A 17,359-nucleotide genomic window follows, 5' to 3' on the forward strand; every position below is an offset into this window, starting at 1 on the left:
ATATTTAAGAGCAAGAAATAACTTTATGTTTGCCCGTAATCAAGGCGATTGAAAGATTTTAGGAATTTACATCTATAACTATAGGTAAATCTATCCAAAATCGGCTTCCTTGTCTAGGTTGGGATTCTACACCAACTTGTCCCCCCATACGTTCGACTCCTTTGCGGACAATTGCTAAACCGATACCACTACCAGGATAAACTTCATAGCTGTGTAGGCGCTCAAAAACATTGAAAATGCGTTTTTGGTGTCTTTCCTCAATACCAATGCCGTTGTCTTGCACCCATAAGCGAACCAATCTATTACGTTTCTGAGTCCATATCCGTAACTGAGGTTGGATTCCTGGTGCTACAAATTTAATCGCGTTAGTTAGCAAATTGGTAATCACTTGAATCAAAATAGTAGGGTTTCCCGTAAGTTCAGCTAAAGGCTCTTCAACTTGTACTCTCGCCTGTCGCTGTGTTATTTCTACTTCTAGCTGTCTCAGTATTTGTATCATCAATAAAGATAAGTTAATAGCTTGTAATGGCATTTCAGTCCGGCTGAGGCGACTGTATTCAAGCAAATCTTGAACAAGCTTGTCTGCTTGCTGTGCACTTGCAATAATGCGCTGCAAATAGTTTTGTTGGTTCTCTAAGTTAGATTCGCTATCCTCGTTTTCTAGGAGGATTGAACCAAATGCTTGGATAGCACGTAATGGTTCTCGCAGATCGTGGGAAATTGAATAAGTAAATGCTTCTAAATCTTGATTAGCCACTGCTAATTCCTGATTTGTCTGCGCTAAATCTCGATTTGCTACTTCTAATTCAGCTGTACGCTCCCTGACTCGCTCCTCTAAGGTTTGGTTGAGTTGCTGAATTTCAATTTCAGCCTGTTTACGAGATGTAATATCTTCAATTAAGCCATCTATTACCTGTTGTCCCTCAACTGTATTTAGAGCTATGCTCAATCCAACCCAAATAAATCTTCCATCTGCTCGTTGTAATTGAATTTCTTGCTCTTGCTGTTGAGGTGGCGGCAGTTCTTGCAGTATTGAATAGTATTCATGGATGTTTAATAAATTCATCGCTGAGGCTTGTGATAATAAATCCAGCCCCAACAATTCCAGAAACGCTGGGTTACACTCAATAAGATTGCCGTTTGGATAAGTACGAAATATACCTACTTTTAATTGGTTAAGCAAACCTTGAAGACGGATTTCAAGTAAGGTAGCTCGTTGTTTGGTTTCTGCTCGTTCTAGCGCAACTCTCACAGCAACTGGTATGCGAATGTAGCGGTTGGGTAATTTGAGGACATAATCATCTAGCCCAGACTTCATTGCCTCTACCACAATTTCTTCACTACCTGTATTAGTGAACATAATCACTGGACAGTTGGGATACTGTTGCTTAATTGTATATAAAACTTCTAGTCCAGTACTCCAGCCCAATTGATAGTCGGTAATAACCAGATCGAATTCGCCTGTTGCTACTGCACTAGCAAAGCTAGAAGCTTCGCGAATTTCTTGAGGTTGAAATTGCGGAAATTCTCGCCTCAGTTCTCGGATTACTAAGGCGCGATCGCCTGGATTGTCATCAATTATCAGAATGCGGAGTACTTGCGTCATTCGTATAGTTGCTGTGAGGAAGGGCTTTTGGCAGGGCAATCCAAAAGCGACTACCAATACCTAATTGCGATTCTACTCCGGCTCGACCGCCCATTCGCTCTAACCCTTTGCGGACAATTGCTAAACCAATACCTGTACCTGGATAGATTTCCACGCCATGCAGTCGTTCAAACACCCGAAAAATGCGCTCTTGATGTTCTGGTGCAATGCCGATGCCGTTGTCCACAATCGATAATTGGATCGAATCTTGCTTTTCTTGAGCATAGATTTCTACTTTTGGTTGTATTCCAGGCTGCACAAATTTCATCGCATTGCTGAGTAAATTGGTTACTACCTGAACAAGGGTAGAGCGATGAGCCATCACTGGCGGCAAGGGTTTTGTTACCGTGACTTGTGCAAGCTGTTCCTGCACTTGTTTGCTGAGTTGTTTTAAAGCTTCTTCAACGACATTAGTTAAATCAACTTTTTGCATTTGAATTTGGGCACGGCTGAGGCGGCTGTATGCTAGCAGTTCGGCAATTAGGGTGTCCATTTGGACTGCACCCTCTGTAATATATTGAATGTATTCTTGCCCAACCGAGTCTAGTTTGTCTGTGTAATCTTCTTGCAATGCCTGAGCAAAGCCTTGCATAGTACGTAATGGTGCGCGTAAATCGTGCGATATCGTGTAAGTAAATGCTTTTAACTCTTGATTTGTTTCTTGCAACTGTGCAGTGCGTTCGGCAACACGCTGTTCTAGTTCCAAAGCGTAATTTTGAAGTTGTTCGCGTAGCAGAGATTGTTGGATAGCGATCGCTAACTGAGCCGCTACCTCAACCACAACATCTTGTGCTTGAGCATCAAAAACAGCTGTCTGAGTCGCCGCTAAGTTGAGTTCTCCTAGCAGCGTTTCTTCAACTAACATCGGAATCCGCAAACAACAACGCATTCCTGCCGAATGCAACCGTTTTAAAATAGGCGGGTAAAGATCAACATTTGTCAAGTCTTTAACATAACTAAGGTTTTGTCGTAAGCTTTGCTCAGGCGCAAAGTCTGATAGTGACATTTTTGTACCTTCAAGCGGTTGTAATTCTTTAGTGCTGCTGCCTGCGACAATCTCAGTTGTACCTGCCTCAAAATTAAACAGGGCCACAAATGCTTGCTCATAGGGTACTAACTGACGCATTTGTTTCAGTGCAGTTCGGACTAGAGACTTGAGCGACTCAGCCGCTAAAATTGCTCGGTCAATGTTATGTAAAGCGGCAAGTCTTTGGGCAGAAAGCTGAACATTTTCAGTTTGTATTTGGGCAGTTTTGAGAGCATTCTCATAATTTTCAGACACATGGGAAATTTGCCGTCGAATATAAAAGGCAAGGATGCCACCAGCAGCAAGCGACAGGATTATGCTAGTAAAGATGACTCGCTCAGTAGTCTGTTGGACTGCTTGGTTGCGCTGATACCGTAGCTGCTCTTCAGTAGCAATAAAATTAGTAATTTGATTTCGCATCACATCCATGCTCTGTTTGCGAACCTCAATTGCTGATAGGGGTTCAGCTTCACCTCTTTGTTTGCGGGCGATCGCTTGAGAAATAGATTTCTTCCAGCCTGTTTTCTCTGCCTTGATTTGCTTTAAGCGTTGACTTTGTTGGGGATTATCTGAAACTAAATCGCCCAACCGATCAAAAGTAGTATTAATGGTAGAGTTAGCTTGCTGATAAGGTTCAAGAAATTGTGGCTTACTTGTGAGCTGGTATCCACGTACTCCTGTCTCCAGATCCAGTAATAGTTTTTGTAAGCCATTTGCTCTGGCAATTACTTGATCGGTGTGGTCAACCCATTGCATAGCCGAAAGCAGGCGGTTAATTTGCCAGATTGAAACTCCTGACAATGACAATAATAGGATAATTGGTAGAGCGATCGCGCCGATCAGCCTACGCCTGAATGCAACTTGAGTAATTTGCAGCATTTACTTATGCTATAGCAGCACTTGTACAGTAAACGACACTATCTTGAAAATAACTTTGTTTACGTAGCTGCTTTGATCGCGAGCTTCAGGACTGTCTAGGGGACAACGCCCAATACTTTTCGGATCAGCCTAACAATCTCTCTTTTGGTCTGGGAAAAGGTTAAAGGGCAAAGGGGAAAAGGTAAATTCAAACCCTTTCCCTTTCCCCTTTCCCCCTTAACCGAAAAGTATTGGGACAATGCCAACTTCTGTTGTGATTGTTTTTTCCTCACATTTCTAGCTTCCGGCCAACCATATACCACAAACCCACGGCATAGGGGATGTAATTGAGTTCTGTAAAACCTGCTTTTGCAAACTCGTACTCGAAGTTGAAATGGATAAAGTCATCCAACCACGGTTCTTGAAAAGAAGCACTCAAGGCGTATTCACCCCGATAAGTGTCAGCATATAGTACCCAACCTCCGGGTTTGGTAATCCGGTACATCTCCTTCAGAATCTTAGGCGTCCACTCTTTAGGTGTCTCGTGAAAGAGTAGTGATGATGTGACAAGATCGAAGGAGTTGTCAGCGTAGCCAGTGTTACGGGCGTCTACCTGCTCGAAGGATGCTCGCTCACTTAATCCAGCCTTGTTAAATTTGTGCTGACTAATCACCAACATATAAGGTGAAACATCAGTAATGCGAAAAGTGGCCTGTGGAAACCTCTGTGCCAGTGCCAGCGCTCCACCAGCCGTACCTGCACCAAGCTCTACCACCGTCTCAATTTGAGCGTCTTGAGGAATTAGTTCAGCCATTGTCTCGCGCAACTGCTGACAACTAACATTGTGGCTGAGGGGAATAATAGCATCCATCACAGCATCCCAGGCTAAACACGACTGAGGAGTGGTGTAGGAATCAGTTGACCCATGAATGTGAGCGTGGATATAGTCAGGGTAATATTCATGCTCAGTATGGTAGTCTTTGAGTTCCTCTTCCCAATTAATCGAGGCATATTCCTGCATTACTGAGGGCATGGCTGCGGTGACGCGTTGAATTACCTCGGTTCGATACGCTTGTTTTTTTTCTGCGTTCCATCTCGGCATAATCATCTCCTACTTACACTCGTTACTGGTGTTCCTATATTCCAATCTGGGAACGAGAAATATACTGCAAATATAATAGAGCAATACTCCAGACAGTTTTTAATTGAGCCAATTTACAAAAAAGCTATCGATCCTTTAGGGTGCTGATTAGAATAAACAAGCATCGGAACGATAGCTATATGTAAATTGTACAGAGTACGTTATCCTGTCGCTAACCCTCTCTACATTTATTGGAGTATTGGAGAATTTATTTTTTGACATTCCTTAAGACCTGAGAATGACAAATGGAAATGAAGTTAACTGTTTAAATTTAAGTAAATAACCAAAAAAGTATGAATAATTCCGCTAAAGTCTTATTAAAAACCAACTTTATTCTTTTTAAAAATGAATATAGAAGAAGCACTAGTAATTTTAGATACATTCCTTGAACATGGCTTAAGTGATGTTCAAGAAATAATATTTCGTCAAGCTTGGGAAGGAAAAACTTATCCAGATATCGCTGAAAGCTGTGGTTACGATGCCAATTATATAAAAGATGTTGGTTCTAAGTTATGGAAGCTACTTTCACAAGCTTTCGGGGAAGAGGTGACAAAAAGTAATTTTCGCTCAGTATTGAGACGGCGAAGCCTCCAGCGGGCTTTGCCTACGCAAAATAGCGTTTTGTCAGAACAATTACAACCTGTGCCAGCAGTCTTAAGACAGTCTCAGCCAACAAACAGAGCCAAAGATGGAATATCAGCGTCTTCTTTGGTAATCGAAAAGCAAGACGAGAGAAAAACCCCAGTCTCTAATCCCGACTTTTTAGAAAATCCTGGTGGCTCAGTGCCCCTAAATTCCTCTTTTTACATAGAGCGTCCGCCAATTGAAGAACGCACATATACCGAAATCAATAAACCTGGAAGCCTAATCAGAATCAAAGCCCCCAGCAAAATGGGAAAAACTTCCTTAATGCACAGAATTCTGACTCACGCTAAACAGACTGGCGTACACACTGTACAGATTGGTTTACAGAGAGCAGATAGTCAAGTTTTCACTAGCTTGGAAAAATTCTTACGCTGGTTTTGCGCTAACATCAGTCGGCAGTTGAATTTAGAGATCAGACTAGATGATTATTGGGATGAAGATATTGGTAGCAAAGTTAGCTGCACATTGTATTTACAGGAGTATTTGCTAGAGAAAATCGACGCTCCGGTAGTCTTAGCTTTGGATGAAGTGAATCGAATTTTCGAGTATCCAGAAATCTCTAGAGATTTTCTGCCGCTACTGCGTTCTTGGTATGAAGATGCTTCTGAATTAGAAATCTGGCAAAAACTCCGATTAGTAGTAGTTCATGCCACTGAAGCTTATATCCCATTAGATATTAATCAATCACCTTTCAATGTGGGTCTACCGATTAAGTTATCAGAATTTAGTTTAGAGCAGATGCAAGAATTGGCGGTGCGTCATGGACTGGATTGGGCTAAAGGTGAAAAAGGATTGGAAAAGCTGGCTCCGCTACGAGCAATGATTGGCGGTCATCCTTATTTAGCTCGTCTGGCTCTTTATAACCTGGGAAATCAAACAGTAACCCTAGAGCAGCTATTACAAGAGGCTCCCACAATTGCCGGCATTTATAGTAACTATTTACGCCATCATCTAGCCAATCTCCAAGAACATCCAGAACTTGCGATCGCACTTAAACGGGTAGTTACCTCTCCCACAAGTGTACAACTAGAAGCGATCGCTGCCTATAAATTAGAAAGTATGGGTCTGGTAAAACTTGAAGGAAATCAGGCAATGCCTAGCTGTGATTTATATCAGCTATATTTCCAAGAGCAATTAACCTAAACGCTATGAATAAATACGAATATCAAATTGGCGGTAGTCTCAAAGTTGATGCTCCTAGCTATGTAGAACGGCAGGCTGACTTTGAACTTTATAATGCGCTAATTCAAGGTGAATTTTGTTATGTATTTAGCTCCCGACAGATGGGTAAATCTAGCTTGCGGTTACAAACAAGGCATAAATTAGAACAAGCAGGCTACAGTTGTGCTTCTATCGACATGACTCGCATCGGCAACGGTAATATTACTCCTGCTCAATGGTATAAGGGCATAGTAGTTGACTTATTAAGGAGCTTTAATCTCTTTAGCAAAGTTAATATCAAAGCTTGGTGGTCGGAGCGTGAAGATTTACCTGCATTACAGCGATTGAGCCAGTTTGTTGAAGACATTTTGTTAGTTGAACTCAAAACTGAAAAAATATTTATTTTTATTGATGAAATTGATAGTGTTTTAGGCTTGAATTTCCCGGTAGTCGATTTTTTTACTTTAATTCGCTCATGCTATAATCAACGAGCCGAAAATCCCGAATATAACCGACTAACTTGGGCGCTGTTCGGAGTTGCAACCCCTTCAGATTTGATTGCCGATCGCAACTGTACGCCATTTAATATTGGTAAATCTATTGAACTGCACGGCTTTAATTTATCGGAAGTTCAGCCATTAGCCGCAGGTTTAGAAAGTAAAGTAGCTAATCCGATGGCAGTTCTCAAAGAAATTTTAGCTTGGACAAATGGTCAGCCATTTCTGACTCAAAAACTATGTCAGATAGTAGTACAAGAAAGAACCTGTGGAAGCAAAAATGTTGAAGATCACAGAAGCATAGAAGTTGATGAGCGTTATAAATTGGATAACCATTTACCGATTATTAATCAACATCTGATAAATTTTTATTACCAATTTCCCTTGTTAATTTTAGAAAAACTAGTACAAACCCACATTATTGAGAAATGGGAGGCAAAGGACGATCCAGAGCATTTGAAAACAATCCGCGATCGCCTACTGATCGACGAACAGCGTGCTGGAGGTTTACTAGGACTGTACCAGCAAATTTTACAAGGTATTCAGATAGCTAGTGATGATGAAGAAGAACAAATAGAACTGCTGTTATCGGGGTTAGTAACCAAGCAGCAAGGGCAATTAATCGTAAAGAATCGGATTTATGAAGAGGTTTTTAACCAAACTTGGGTAGAAAAACAATTAGCAAAATTACGACCCTACTCCCAAGCATTCAATGCTTGGATAGCCTCAGAGCATCGTGATAATTCCCGACTATTACGCGGGACAGCTTTACATGAAGCTCTAGCTTGGTCACAAGGTAAAAGCTTGAGCGATTTGGATTATCAATTTTTAGCAGCTAGCCAAGAATGCGATCGGCGAGAAGTTGAGACATGGTTAGAAGCAGAACGAACTAAAGAAGTCAAAGCTCGATTAGTTCAAGAGCAAAAAGCAGCTAGATTTCAAAGATTATTTTTTCTAGGCGCGTTCGGTTGGGCATTAATAGTTGTTTTAGGATTGGCGATGGTGACTTTCGAGTATAAAAAGCACTGTTCAGTCACCTCAAAGCAATTACTACATCAACCATAATACTAATTCGCAATTTGCAAGAAACGCTGCTTCCCTATCACTGTCTAGAATTTTCTGAAGAACCGCAAGGGCGAACTGGCTCTCCTACAATAATTTTATTTTTACTTGATAAAAAGCCTCTTAAGAGTTAATTTTATTTTGAATTAATTCAAAAAAGTCTAAAATCTCTTTAGTTGAGCGAATATGATAAACACTTTTGTTGCTTTGAGCTTGTTTGATATACTCACGATACTTTGGAGTTAAAAATTTGTGGCATAACCAAAGTGCACGGTAGCTTTTAAGCGAACTTTCCAATATAGGACTATTTTGTGGCCAGCCTTCAGGCGGTTGAAAGTAACCTGTGATGAATCGCTTAGTTACCCACCAAACATGGATATATAGTGGTAAATCGACAAAAACCAGAGTATCCGCCTCGTCAAGTCTTTGCCAGAGTGTTTCCATGCAACCAAAACCGTCAATAATCCATCTTTGAGTTTGTAAAATTTCCTGATGGATATGCTTGTAGTCTTCATGAGGAACTTCAGCACCTCCAGCGAAATACTTTATCTTGTCCAAAACGTGAAGTGGTAAACCAGTAATTTCTGATAATTTCTTACTCAGAGTTGATTTACCGCCTCCAGCATTGCCAAATACCGCTACTTTTTTCATAGCCATTTTCGTTTTAGGACAATATAGTTCAACAGGCAACAAGGCTTGTCAAGAAAGAATAGGAATTTCTTTTATAATACTTAAATGATACATAGAGTAGCGCAAAAATGTACTATTTTATTCCTGATACGATCTACGCTATATCTATTACTGCTAAAGAAAACTCAGACAATTGCATCCAATTAACTAGCAATCCGAAGAATAGTTATATTTGCGATCGCCTGTTCAATGATTTGTGCTGGGATAGCTGTACTCTATTGCTTTAAATATCTCGTACTTTGTATCTTGAGAGACAGCAGTGAGAATTCTTTGAGATGCGTCACACTTTCTTTCCATTTTTGGGAATTATAGCTCGATTACACAGATTTGAGCCTTAACTGAACTATATTGGTTTAGAATAAACCCTCTACCTCAGCAAATTTCCGCAAGCGTGGTAGACACTGCCGTTGATAGAAACTGCTTAATGTTGCAATTGACAGCCCAAAGTCTTGAGATAATTCTTTCCAGCTAACTTCCGGGGGTAAGCGTTTGAGAATTAATACCTGACAATTTACGTCTGGACGCCCTTTAATGTGAGTACTACGTAGTTCCATATCCGAGTCTGTCTCCACCCATGTCTCCAGGTTTTCCAAAATGGGAGGCGCTTGGGGGGTGGCTGGTATATTATCTATCGGGTCAATAGTTTCACCAATCTCACCCGACTTAGACTGACGAACTCCAAAGGAGACTGTTGTGGCTTTTTCCCGGTTTTGGTTGAGATAAAAGTCTTGTAGTCTGCGTTTTAGGTAAGCATCTAGCCAATTAATCACACTACCTTGAGTGGAGTCATAGGCTTGACCTGTCAGACCATCACAAACATTGCGGCAGAAATACAACCAAGTTTGTTGCAGTGCGTCTTGATAGTAGGGAGTATTTTCCTTCCAGAGTTTACCTTGTGTCAAACGAATGATTTGCGTGAGCAACTTCTGACGTTGAGGGCTTCCAGGTGAATGTCTACGAGCTTCGACAACTAAGGATGCTAGCTGTTCATTTAGATCCTTCTTAACTGAGGTGCTAAACAACAGAGTTTCTTCAGACGAGATAAAATCTTGATTTATAGTATTTTTTAGCATCTTATTTTCTTTCCTCAAGTTTCCTTATTTTGCATACTTTGTAGGCTATGGTTGCAATGGGCAATACCCTTTGCTCACCGACTCAGTTCAATCCAGATAATGAAATGTAAAATGCAAACCAGAATAACCTGTTGCTGTTGGGGGTTTTCCTTTTGCCTCTACTTATTAGACGTTCTTGAGGTTTTGGATTGAAGTTGGCTTTGACTATGCCTTTAATTTAAGTAAATTACTCACTTTTAACAGCATGAAAAAGTCATAAGTCGTCAGGAATTTTGCCGTCAAACTTTTATTAAGTTATGTAAAAAATGTCAGTAAACGTCAGAAAAAATCTCTTATCCACCTGTGTTAGCAGTTTTAGATTAGAAGTTTTGGCTAAAACGTCTTTTCCAAGAGTTTAAGACTACTCATTCATTTGAGAAAGTTCCTGATATAAATCACTTTATTTGCTTGTTAAAATAATCTTAGTAAGAGGCTATATCGCGGACACTAGCGCAATGGTACTCCTGTCCGTTTAACTCTAGATAATTAACAGTTATTTCCACGGCTATGTCCTGACCATCTTGGGTTCGTTGAGTAGACTTAAAAGTGAGAGAGCCTTTTTGTCTAACTTCCTCCCAGTGCGATCGCCAAGCAGCCGTCGAAAAATTTGGATCTATATCGTAAACAGTCATGGTCAGCAATTGGGCGCGGGAGTAGCCAAGATGACGACAGGCGGCTTCATTCACGTACACAAGCTGGGCATCCGAATTGACAAAAAAGATAGAATCCTTAAATTTATCTAGATAAAACTGACTGAGGCGCAGGGCTGATTCTGCTTTTTGGCGATCGCTAATTTCCTGCTGCAAAAGTATATTTTGCTGGGTCAGTTGTTTTTGCAACCTTCCAATAGTCAAGTTATTTTCTACACGGGCAAAAACCTCTTCTTCACTAAAAGGTTTGGTAATATAATCTACTCCCCCGACTGCAAAAGCTTTAACTTTATCAAAAACTTCATCCAAAGCGCTAATAAAAATCACCGGAATGTCGCGGGTTTTCTCTGAGGCTTTCAAATGTTGACAGACTTCATAACCATTCATTTCTGGCATCATGATGTCAAGCAAAATTAAATCGGGCGGTGCAGCTTGTGCTGTTTTCAAAGCTGTTTGTCCGTTAATAACTCTCCGAATTTCATAGCCAACCTGAGTTAGCATAGCGGATAAAAGTCGCAGATTATCGGGTGTATCATCAACAACAAGAATATTTGCTTTTGGTAGCTGAACTTGATGGTTATCCATATTTATGAGAACTAATTTATTAGAAAATAATTCAGGAGCAAAGCCGGAGACGTTTCCGTTAGCTCCGGTCATAAATCAAAATTTAGAATTTAATTGGAGTCAGACTGGTGAATGAATCGGTTTAAGATCCCCACCAAATCTTCTGGTGCATTCGCTAGACAAAAATTTAGAGGATGTCTGAGAAGTATTAAATATTTCGTCCGATCCCCTTAGCCCCCTTTCCAAGGCTACCGCGTACACACAAATCGAATTTCTTCTTAAATCCAGTCATTTATTGAATTCGGGCGATCGTTTATTGAATTCGGGCGGTCGTTTATTGAATTCGGGCTGTCGTTTATTGAATTCGGGCTGTCGTTTATTGAATTCGGGCGATCGTTTGTTGAATTCGGGCGATCGTTTGTTGAATTCGGGCGATCGTTTATTGAATTCGGGTGATCGTTTATTGAATTCGGGCGGTCGTTTGTTGAATTCGGGCGATCGTTTGTTGAATTCGGGCGATCGTTTTAATTCGTGGCAGGTCTCAATCCCCACTTTCTTGTTCTGACTTATGAAGTCTGATTCAAAAATCATTTTTTACGATTGTGTTAAATCAATAACTTTATCAATGCGAAAGTTATTAACCCAATCAGACAGAGTGTTTGTCAAAAGAGCAGATTCTTCAGGAATTTGCTCAAGCAAGCTAAAAATCAGCTTTTCATCAGTACACAGTGCCGCTTGGTGGAGCTGTGCGACCCATTCAGTAGGCATCTGAGCCAGCATCTCTTCTAATGATAAAATTTTCAGGTCTGAATTTTCGGCAAATTCGTCTTTTTGAAGAGGTTTATCTGCATATACATAGCGCACCCCTAAATATTTAGACATCATATTCAAGATTACTTCCTCTCGGAACGGCTTACGTACAAAATCGTTGCAGCCAGCCGATAAAACCACAAAGCGCTCCTCATCAAAAGCACTAGCAGTTAGGGCAATAATGACAGTAGCTTGACCTTTTAAAGTAGCTCTGATTTGTTTAGTAGCTTCATACCCATCCATTACAGGCATCCGCATATCCATCCAAATTAGTTGTGGCTCCCAAGTTTCCCAAAGAGTCACCCCTTCTTGACCATTTTCAGCATGACGTACCTCGAAGCCAAGGGATACTAGCATCTTGACTAAGAGTTCGCGATTTTCCCATTTATCTTCAACTACTAAGATTCGGTATTTTGGTTGATTAGGCTCTAAACCAATTACTCGTCGTTTTAGCTGTCGAATTGGAGCTTCAGCTACTTCTGCTAGACTAATTTGGAGATCAAAAGAAAAAATCGTTCCTTGACCCAAAGTACTGCTAACAGTAATACTTCCCCCCATTAGATGCACAAATTGTTGACTAATAGTTAAACCTAAACCTGTTCCTTGCTGAGATTTTCGACCTGCTTCTGTTTGAACAAAGGGTTTAAACAACTTTTCAATTTCGGCAGGTGCAATCCCTGTGCCGGTATCTTCGACTTCAAAATGAAGCCAGAAGAATGAAGGGCGAGAGTTTTTTATTACTTGTGTCCCTTCTTGTTGTTGTAATTTACTTTCTTCCTTCATTCTAACTCGTAAACTAACGCCACCTTCTTGAGTAAATTTGATAGCATTACCAAGGAGGTTAATCAAAATTTGACGCAATTTACTTTCATCTGTATGCACATATCTAGGAACTTCAGGTCTACGTTCAAACATCAACTGTAAACCTTTGGATTCCGCTTTAATTTGAAACATCTCTTCAAGTGAATCAAGTAGAGTGTACAAGTCAAAGCTATTGTTGTTCAGTGTCGTTAAACCCGCCTCAATTTTGGACATTGACAACACATCATTAATCAAGGTAAGCAAATGCTCTCCACTGCGACTGATAATTTCTAAATGTTCCAACTGAGAAACATTGATAGAAGAATCGCGCATCATTAGCTGAGTAAACCCCAGAATGCTGTTAAGAGGAGTACGAAGTTCGTGACTCATGTTTGCGAGAAATTCGCTTTTGGCACGGTTGGCAGTTTCGGCTTCTTTGGCTTTTAGTTCTAATCTATGGCTATAATTCTCTAACTGTTCGCCAGAAATTTTTAACTGTCGCGTTAGCCAAGACACTCCAATCAATAGAAATCCCATTGATAAGAATCCCACTAGCATCATCGTTCCTGCTAATCGCCGAGCCGGCGCAAAGGCTTCTTCCTGGTTCATCTCCACCATTAAGGCTAGGTCTTGGTCATTGAGCCAGTGATATACCCCAATTACTAACACTCCAGCATAGTTTGGATAAAGTCCTTGACCACTAATTCCACCCATTGCTGCATCAATACCTTGGCTGCTAACTCCTTGAGAAAAGTCCGGTGTTTTATCTTTATCTTTAGAAATAAAAGCGTTTTTAGTTACTAAAGAACCAACTAAATAAGTTTCTCCACTCTTACCTAAGCCTGTACGTTCCCGTACAATTTGATCTATTCTGCCTAAATTTAGATCGGCTAAAAGAACACCTTGACGTACCTTGGCTGCATCACGTAGAGGCGTTGCAAAAGTCACTGATGGCTTACCAGTAATCGGTGAGGCATAAAAGATGGGGGCAAAAGAGTCTCCTGATTGAATCTGTTCAATATAGGTGATGTTAGCTGAAATTTCATATTGACCTTCACGCTGTTTATTAGTAGATAAAATAATCCGATTGCTCCGGTCAAGAATGGAAATTTCTCCCAGACTTGGCTTGATTTTTGCCATATTTGCAAGATAATCTGAGAGAATTTTGTAAGCTTGACGATAATTTGCGTCGGTGGGTTTGGAATTTAAAAGGATTTGAAAATTATTTTGTACGTCTGGAAACTGAGTTATTAAGAGAAAGTCTCGTTCTTGGTCTTCAAACCAACGGGTAATTTCTTCCTCTTTCAGGGTAGCAGCAGCACTGAGCCGTTCAAAAGCAGCTTGCTTCAAAGCTTCCCTCGCATTGAGAAAAGCAAATCCTCCTACTACACCTACAGTTACCAAAGATAGGAATAAGAAGGAACTGGCAACTTTAATAGTTAGGTGCTGATTCCAGAAGTTCATATATTTACAACTTGTTTCTTATTCTAAAGATATTTATCTTTTTTATTATTCATGTATATAGGTTATTCCTTCAGTTAATATAAATAATTATTGATTACCATTGAGCAAAAATCTGTTTTATCTGCTTAATTGCTTCATCAGTTGCTTGCTCTGAAGAAATTTTATCTACAATTATTCGATTCAGAGCTTTTCCCCAGATATTCTCCTCTAACACTACGCTGTATGCCGGGTTTTGGACATAATAAAACAACCGCGTTGAACCTTCCGTCACCGTCTTAACCGCAGTTGAAACGTGTGGGTCAGCTGGGTTTTTCCAAAATGGGTCTTGCCAAAGTGTCTTGATGACAGGTAAATTACAACCTCCAGCAGCTTTCAGATACTTACCTATCACCTGTGATTGAGTGAGATATGCAAGAAAATCCAAAGCTTTTTTCTGTTGCTGGGAATCGGCGAATAAAACTGCTTGTCTAAGTGTGAGTAGATAACGCATTGGCTTGCCGTTGGGTTTGTTTGGAAATTTTAAAATACCAAGCTTATGGCGATAGGTGTCGGGATCTTGGCGCACAGAGCAAGGAATTGAGAGGGTGTTGTTAGGAGTCATCATCACCACACGGTTGAGCAAGCTGCGATTATTATCTGGATTTAACCAATTGAGTGCATCTGGTGGCACATAACCTTGTTGGTAAAATTTGGTATACCAATCTAATGCCTGGATAATTTTTTGTCTGACCTTTGGCTCGTCGATCGCGAGTTTACCTTCTGAGTCAAGAATTTGCACATTGTATGCTTCTAAAATATGCTCAAAAAAGATGTAGGTATCTGAAGCTCCAGTAGAAAAAGGAAAACCTAAGCCATAAATATGCTGTTTTTGCTGTTTTGCCCGCAGATCGTTTTGTACTTTTTTCCAAAATTCCCAAAAACCATTCCAATCTTTGGGGATATCGCTTTCACTGCGACCTATTTGCTTTAGCAAGTCTCGCCAGTAGAAAATGTGAACTGTTGCCTGATTGATTGGAACTGCATAGTAGCTTCGTTTTTTTGCAGCATTATTATAATAATTAACAGCTTGCAGGGCATATTCAGGATAAAGATTTTTGACTGGCTCAATTACATCCGTTACATCCGCCAGTTTCCCTTCCCAAGCCAAATGCGGATTCAAGGCTCTCTCAGCACCGTAACTCATCATAATATCGGGTGGATTACCCGCGTGAATGGCCCTACGCGCCTTCTGCGGTAGCTCATCGCCGATATAGAAGGAAAGTTTGACTTGATTACCGGTTTGTTTTTCCCAGTTGCTCACCAATTGCTTGATTGCTTCATCCTCATCGACAGTAAAACCTTTATCCCACCAAATCTTTAAAACTGTGTTGTCAGTAGGCGAATGAGTAACTGAAGATTGTTTTAATTGAGAGGTGTTAGTACAAGCAATTATTATCAAACTGAGTGTCAACACGATGAACACATATCTGCGATAATGGTAATATCGTGGCTGATTATGAAAGCCTTTAGCAATTTGACTAGCTTTTGTTTGAAATGTCATATTTATAAAAGCTTACTGCCATTGGTCAAAAATTTGCTTAATTCGGGCGATCGCTTCATCAGCTGCTTGCTCTGAAGAAATTTTATCTACAACAATTCGATTTATCGCTTTACCCCAGACATTATCTTTCAAAACCAAGCTATAGGCTGGATTTTGGACAAAATAAAATGGGCGAGTTTCTCTGTTGAGAAATATATTAGCGGCAGTCGAGAGATAGGGATCTTTGGAATTTTTCCAAAAAGGATCTTCCCACGCCGATGTTAAAACTGGTAAATGACGACCTCCAGAAGCCTTGAGATAATTTCCCATCACTTCTGGTTGTATTAAGTATGCAAGAAACTCCTTAGCTAGTTTCTGTTTTTGAGAATCGGCAAATAAAAACGCTTCCTTAACCGTAATTAAGTAGCGCATTGGCAAGCCATTGGGTTTATTTGGAAACTCTAAAATACCAAGTTTTTGATAATATGTATCAGGGTTTTGCCGCACAGCAGCAGGAATTGAAAGCGAGTTGTTAGGAGTCATAACCACGCTTTGATTAAGTAAGCTACGATTATTATCTGGATTCAACCAATTTACAGCATCTAGTGGGACGTAGCCTTGCTGATAAAAATTTGTGTACCATTTTAAACTGTTAATAATACCTTGACGCACTTTCGGTTCGTCAAGGATAAGTTTATCTGTAGAATCTAAAATTTGCACATCGTATGCTTCTAAAATCTGCTCAAATAAGTAGTATGTATCAGCAGAACTAATGCCGAAGGTAAATCCTAACCCATAAATATTCTGTTTTTTATCTGGTATTTGTTTTGTCCGCAAGTCATCCTGTATTTGTTTCCAAAGCTCCCAAAAATCATCCCAATTTTTTGGTATATCACTTTCCTTACGACCTATTTGCTTTAGCAAATCTCGCCAGTAAAAAATGTGAATAGTTGCTTGGCTCATTGGCAGAGCATAGTAGCTTCGTTTTTGAGTAACATTGTTATAAGACTGAACAGTTTTGAGGATTTTTTCTGGGTAAAAACTTTTAAGTGGCTCAATCACATCTGATATATCTGCTAGTTTGCCTTCCCAACTTAAACGGGGAATAATTTCGCGATCGGCAGTATAACTGGTAACAATATCAGGTAGATTACCAGCCTGAATTTCTCTTTGAATCTTCCGTGTTAGCTCATCTGTAGAATATAGAGAAAGTTTGATTTTGTTGCCAGTTTGTTTTTCCCACTCGCTAACTAGTTGCTTGAGAGCTTCATCCTCTTCCTGAGTAAAACCTTTATCCCACCAAATCCTTAAATCGGTAGTTTCACTGGATAACTTATTAAGTGGGGAAGGGGAGGATTGATATGTGTTAGTGCAAGCAACAATTATCAAGCAGAGGATTAATGCAATGAGTGCGTAGGAACGATCGCTAAAAGTTTCCTTAGCTCTCTGCTGATTCTTCAAAACCTGAGTAATCTGACTGGCTTTTTTTCTGAACACCACACTTCTAAAGCTTATATTTAAACTGAATAGATATACTCAATTTAAAGCTTTTTGTCGATCTCTCAATAATTTACAAGCGATCGCTCTTAAAACAGATGGACAACTGCTTGCTCTTGGAGCGGAACGAAGCATATTACATCGCTTCGCCATTCTGCACCGATTGGAACAATTATTCTACCGCGTGGTTTAATAATTCCATTGATGAATCGAATG

At 40.2% G+C, this 17,359-nt stretch carries 11 protein-coding genes; 2 read left to right on the forward strand and 9 right to left on the reverse strand.

Translation table 11 applies throughout. The features are described from left to right. Nucleotides 1–58 precede the first annotated feature (58 nt). The 3 genes from ACR5KR_RS00160 to ACR5KR_RS00170 form a co-directional block, all read right to left on the reverse strand. Nucleotides 59–1,606: a sensor histidine kinase gene (locus ACR5KR_RS00160; RefSeq protein ID WP_448265001.1), complete on the reverse strand. Its 1,548-nt coding sequence runs from the start codon at nt 1,604–1,606 to the stop codon at nt 59–61. Further along, nucleotides 1,575–3,551 carry a CHASE3 domain-containing protein gene (locus tag ACR5KR_RS00165; RefSeq protein WP_448265002.1) on the reverse strand — a complete coding sequence of 659 codons (1,977 nt, stop codon included), beginning with the start codon at nt 3,549–3,551 and terminating at the stop codon, nt 1,575–1,577. The genes ACR5KR_RS00160 and ACR5KR_RS00165 overlap by 32 nt, the downstream gene beginning before the upstream one ends. Before the next feature lie 268 nt (nt 3,552–3,819). After that, on the reverse strand, nt 3,820–4,632 hold the full coding sequence (locus ACR5KR_RS00170) for a class I SAM-dependent methyltransferase (RefSeq protein WP_448265003.1): 813 nt from the start codon (nt 4,630–4,632) through the stop codon (nt 3,820–3,822). 384 nt (nt 4,633–5,016) lie between these two features. On the opposite strand from ACR5KR_RS00170, the gene ACR5KR_RS00175 reads away from it, so the two are divergent. Beyond that, nucleotides 5,017–6,459, forward strand: coding sequence for an AAA-like domain-containing protein (locus ACR5KR_RS00175; RefSeq protein ID WP_448265004.1), 1,443 nt, complete (start codon nt 5,017–5,019; stop codon nt 6,457–6,459). A 5-nt stretch (nt 6,460–6,464) separates the two neighbouring features. After that, on the forward strand, nt 6,465–8,039 hold the full coding sequence (locus tag ACR5KR_RS00180; RefSeq protein ID WP_445628290.1) for an AAA-like domain-containing protein: 1,575 nt from the start codon (nt 6,465–6,467) through the stop codon (nt 8,037–8,039). A 120-nt stretch (nt 8,040–8,159) separates the two neighbouring features. Here ACR5KR_RS00180 and ACR5KR_RS00185 read toward each other — a convergent pair whose 3' ends face one another. The 6 genes from ACR5KR_RS00185 to ACR5KR_RS00210 all read right to left on the reverse strand — a co-directional run bounded on the left by ACR5KR_RS00185 (nt 8,160) and on the right by ACR5KR_RS00210 (nt 17,143). Further along, nucleotides 8,160–8,693, reverse strand: a complete 534-nt coding sequence (locus ACR5KR_RS00185; RefSeq protein WP_448265005.1) for an adenylate kinase — start codon at nt 8,691–8,693, stop codon at nt 8,160–8,162. Between the two features lie 386 nt (nt 8,694–9,079). Further along, nucleotides 9,080–9,799 carry a sigma-70 family RNA polymerase sigma factor gene (locus ACR5KR_RS00190; protein WP_448265006.1) on the reverse strand — a complete coding sequence of 240 codons (720 nt, stop codon included), beginning with the start codon at nt 9,797–9,799 and terminating at the stop codon, nt 9,080–9,082. A gap of 461 nt (nt 9,800–10,260) precedes the next feature. Further along, on the reverse strand, nt 10,261–11,145 hold the full coding sequence (locus ACR5KR_RS00195; RefSeq protein WP_448265007.1) for a response regulator: 885 nt from the start codon (nt 11,143–11,145) through the stop codon (nt 10,261–10,263). A 501-nt stretch (nt 11,146–11,646) separates the two neighbouring features. Beyond that, complete coding sequence (locus ACR5KR_RS00200) at nt 11,647–14,127, reverse strand: ATP-binding protein (protein WP_448265008.1); 2,481 nt, start codon at nt 14,125–14,127, stop codon at nt 11,647–11,649. Nucleotides 14,128–14,221: 94 nt separating this feature from the next. After that, nucleotides 14,222–15,667, reverse strand: coding sequence for an ABC transporter substrate-binding protein (locus ACR5KR_RS00205; protein ID WP_448265009.1), 1,446 nt, complete (start codon nt 15,665–15,667; stop codon nt 14,222–14,224). A gap of 12 nt (nt 15,668–15,679) precedes the next feature. Next, complete coding sequence (locus ACR5KR_RS00210; RefSeq protein ID WP_448265010.1) at nt 15,680–17,143, reverse strand: ABC transporter substrate-binding protein; 1,464 nt, start codon at nt 17,141–17,143, stop codon at nt 15,680–15,682. Nucleotides 17,144–17,359: the final 216 nt, after the last annotated feature.

The organism is Nostoc sp. DSM 114159, assembly GCF_053470285.1.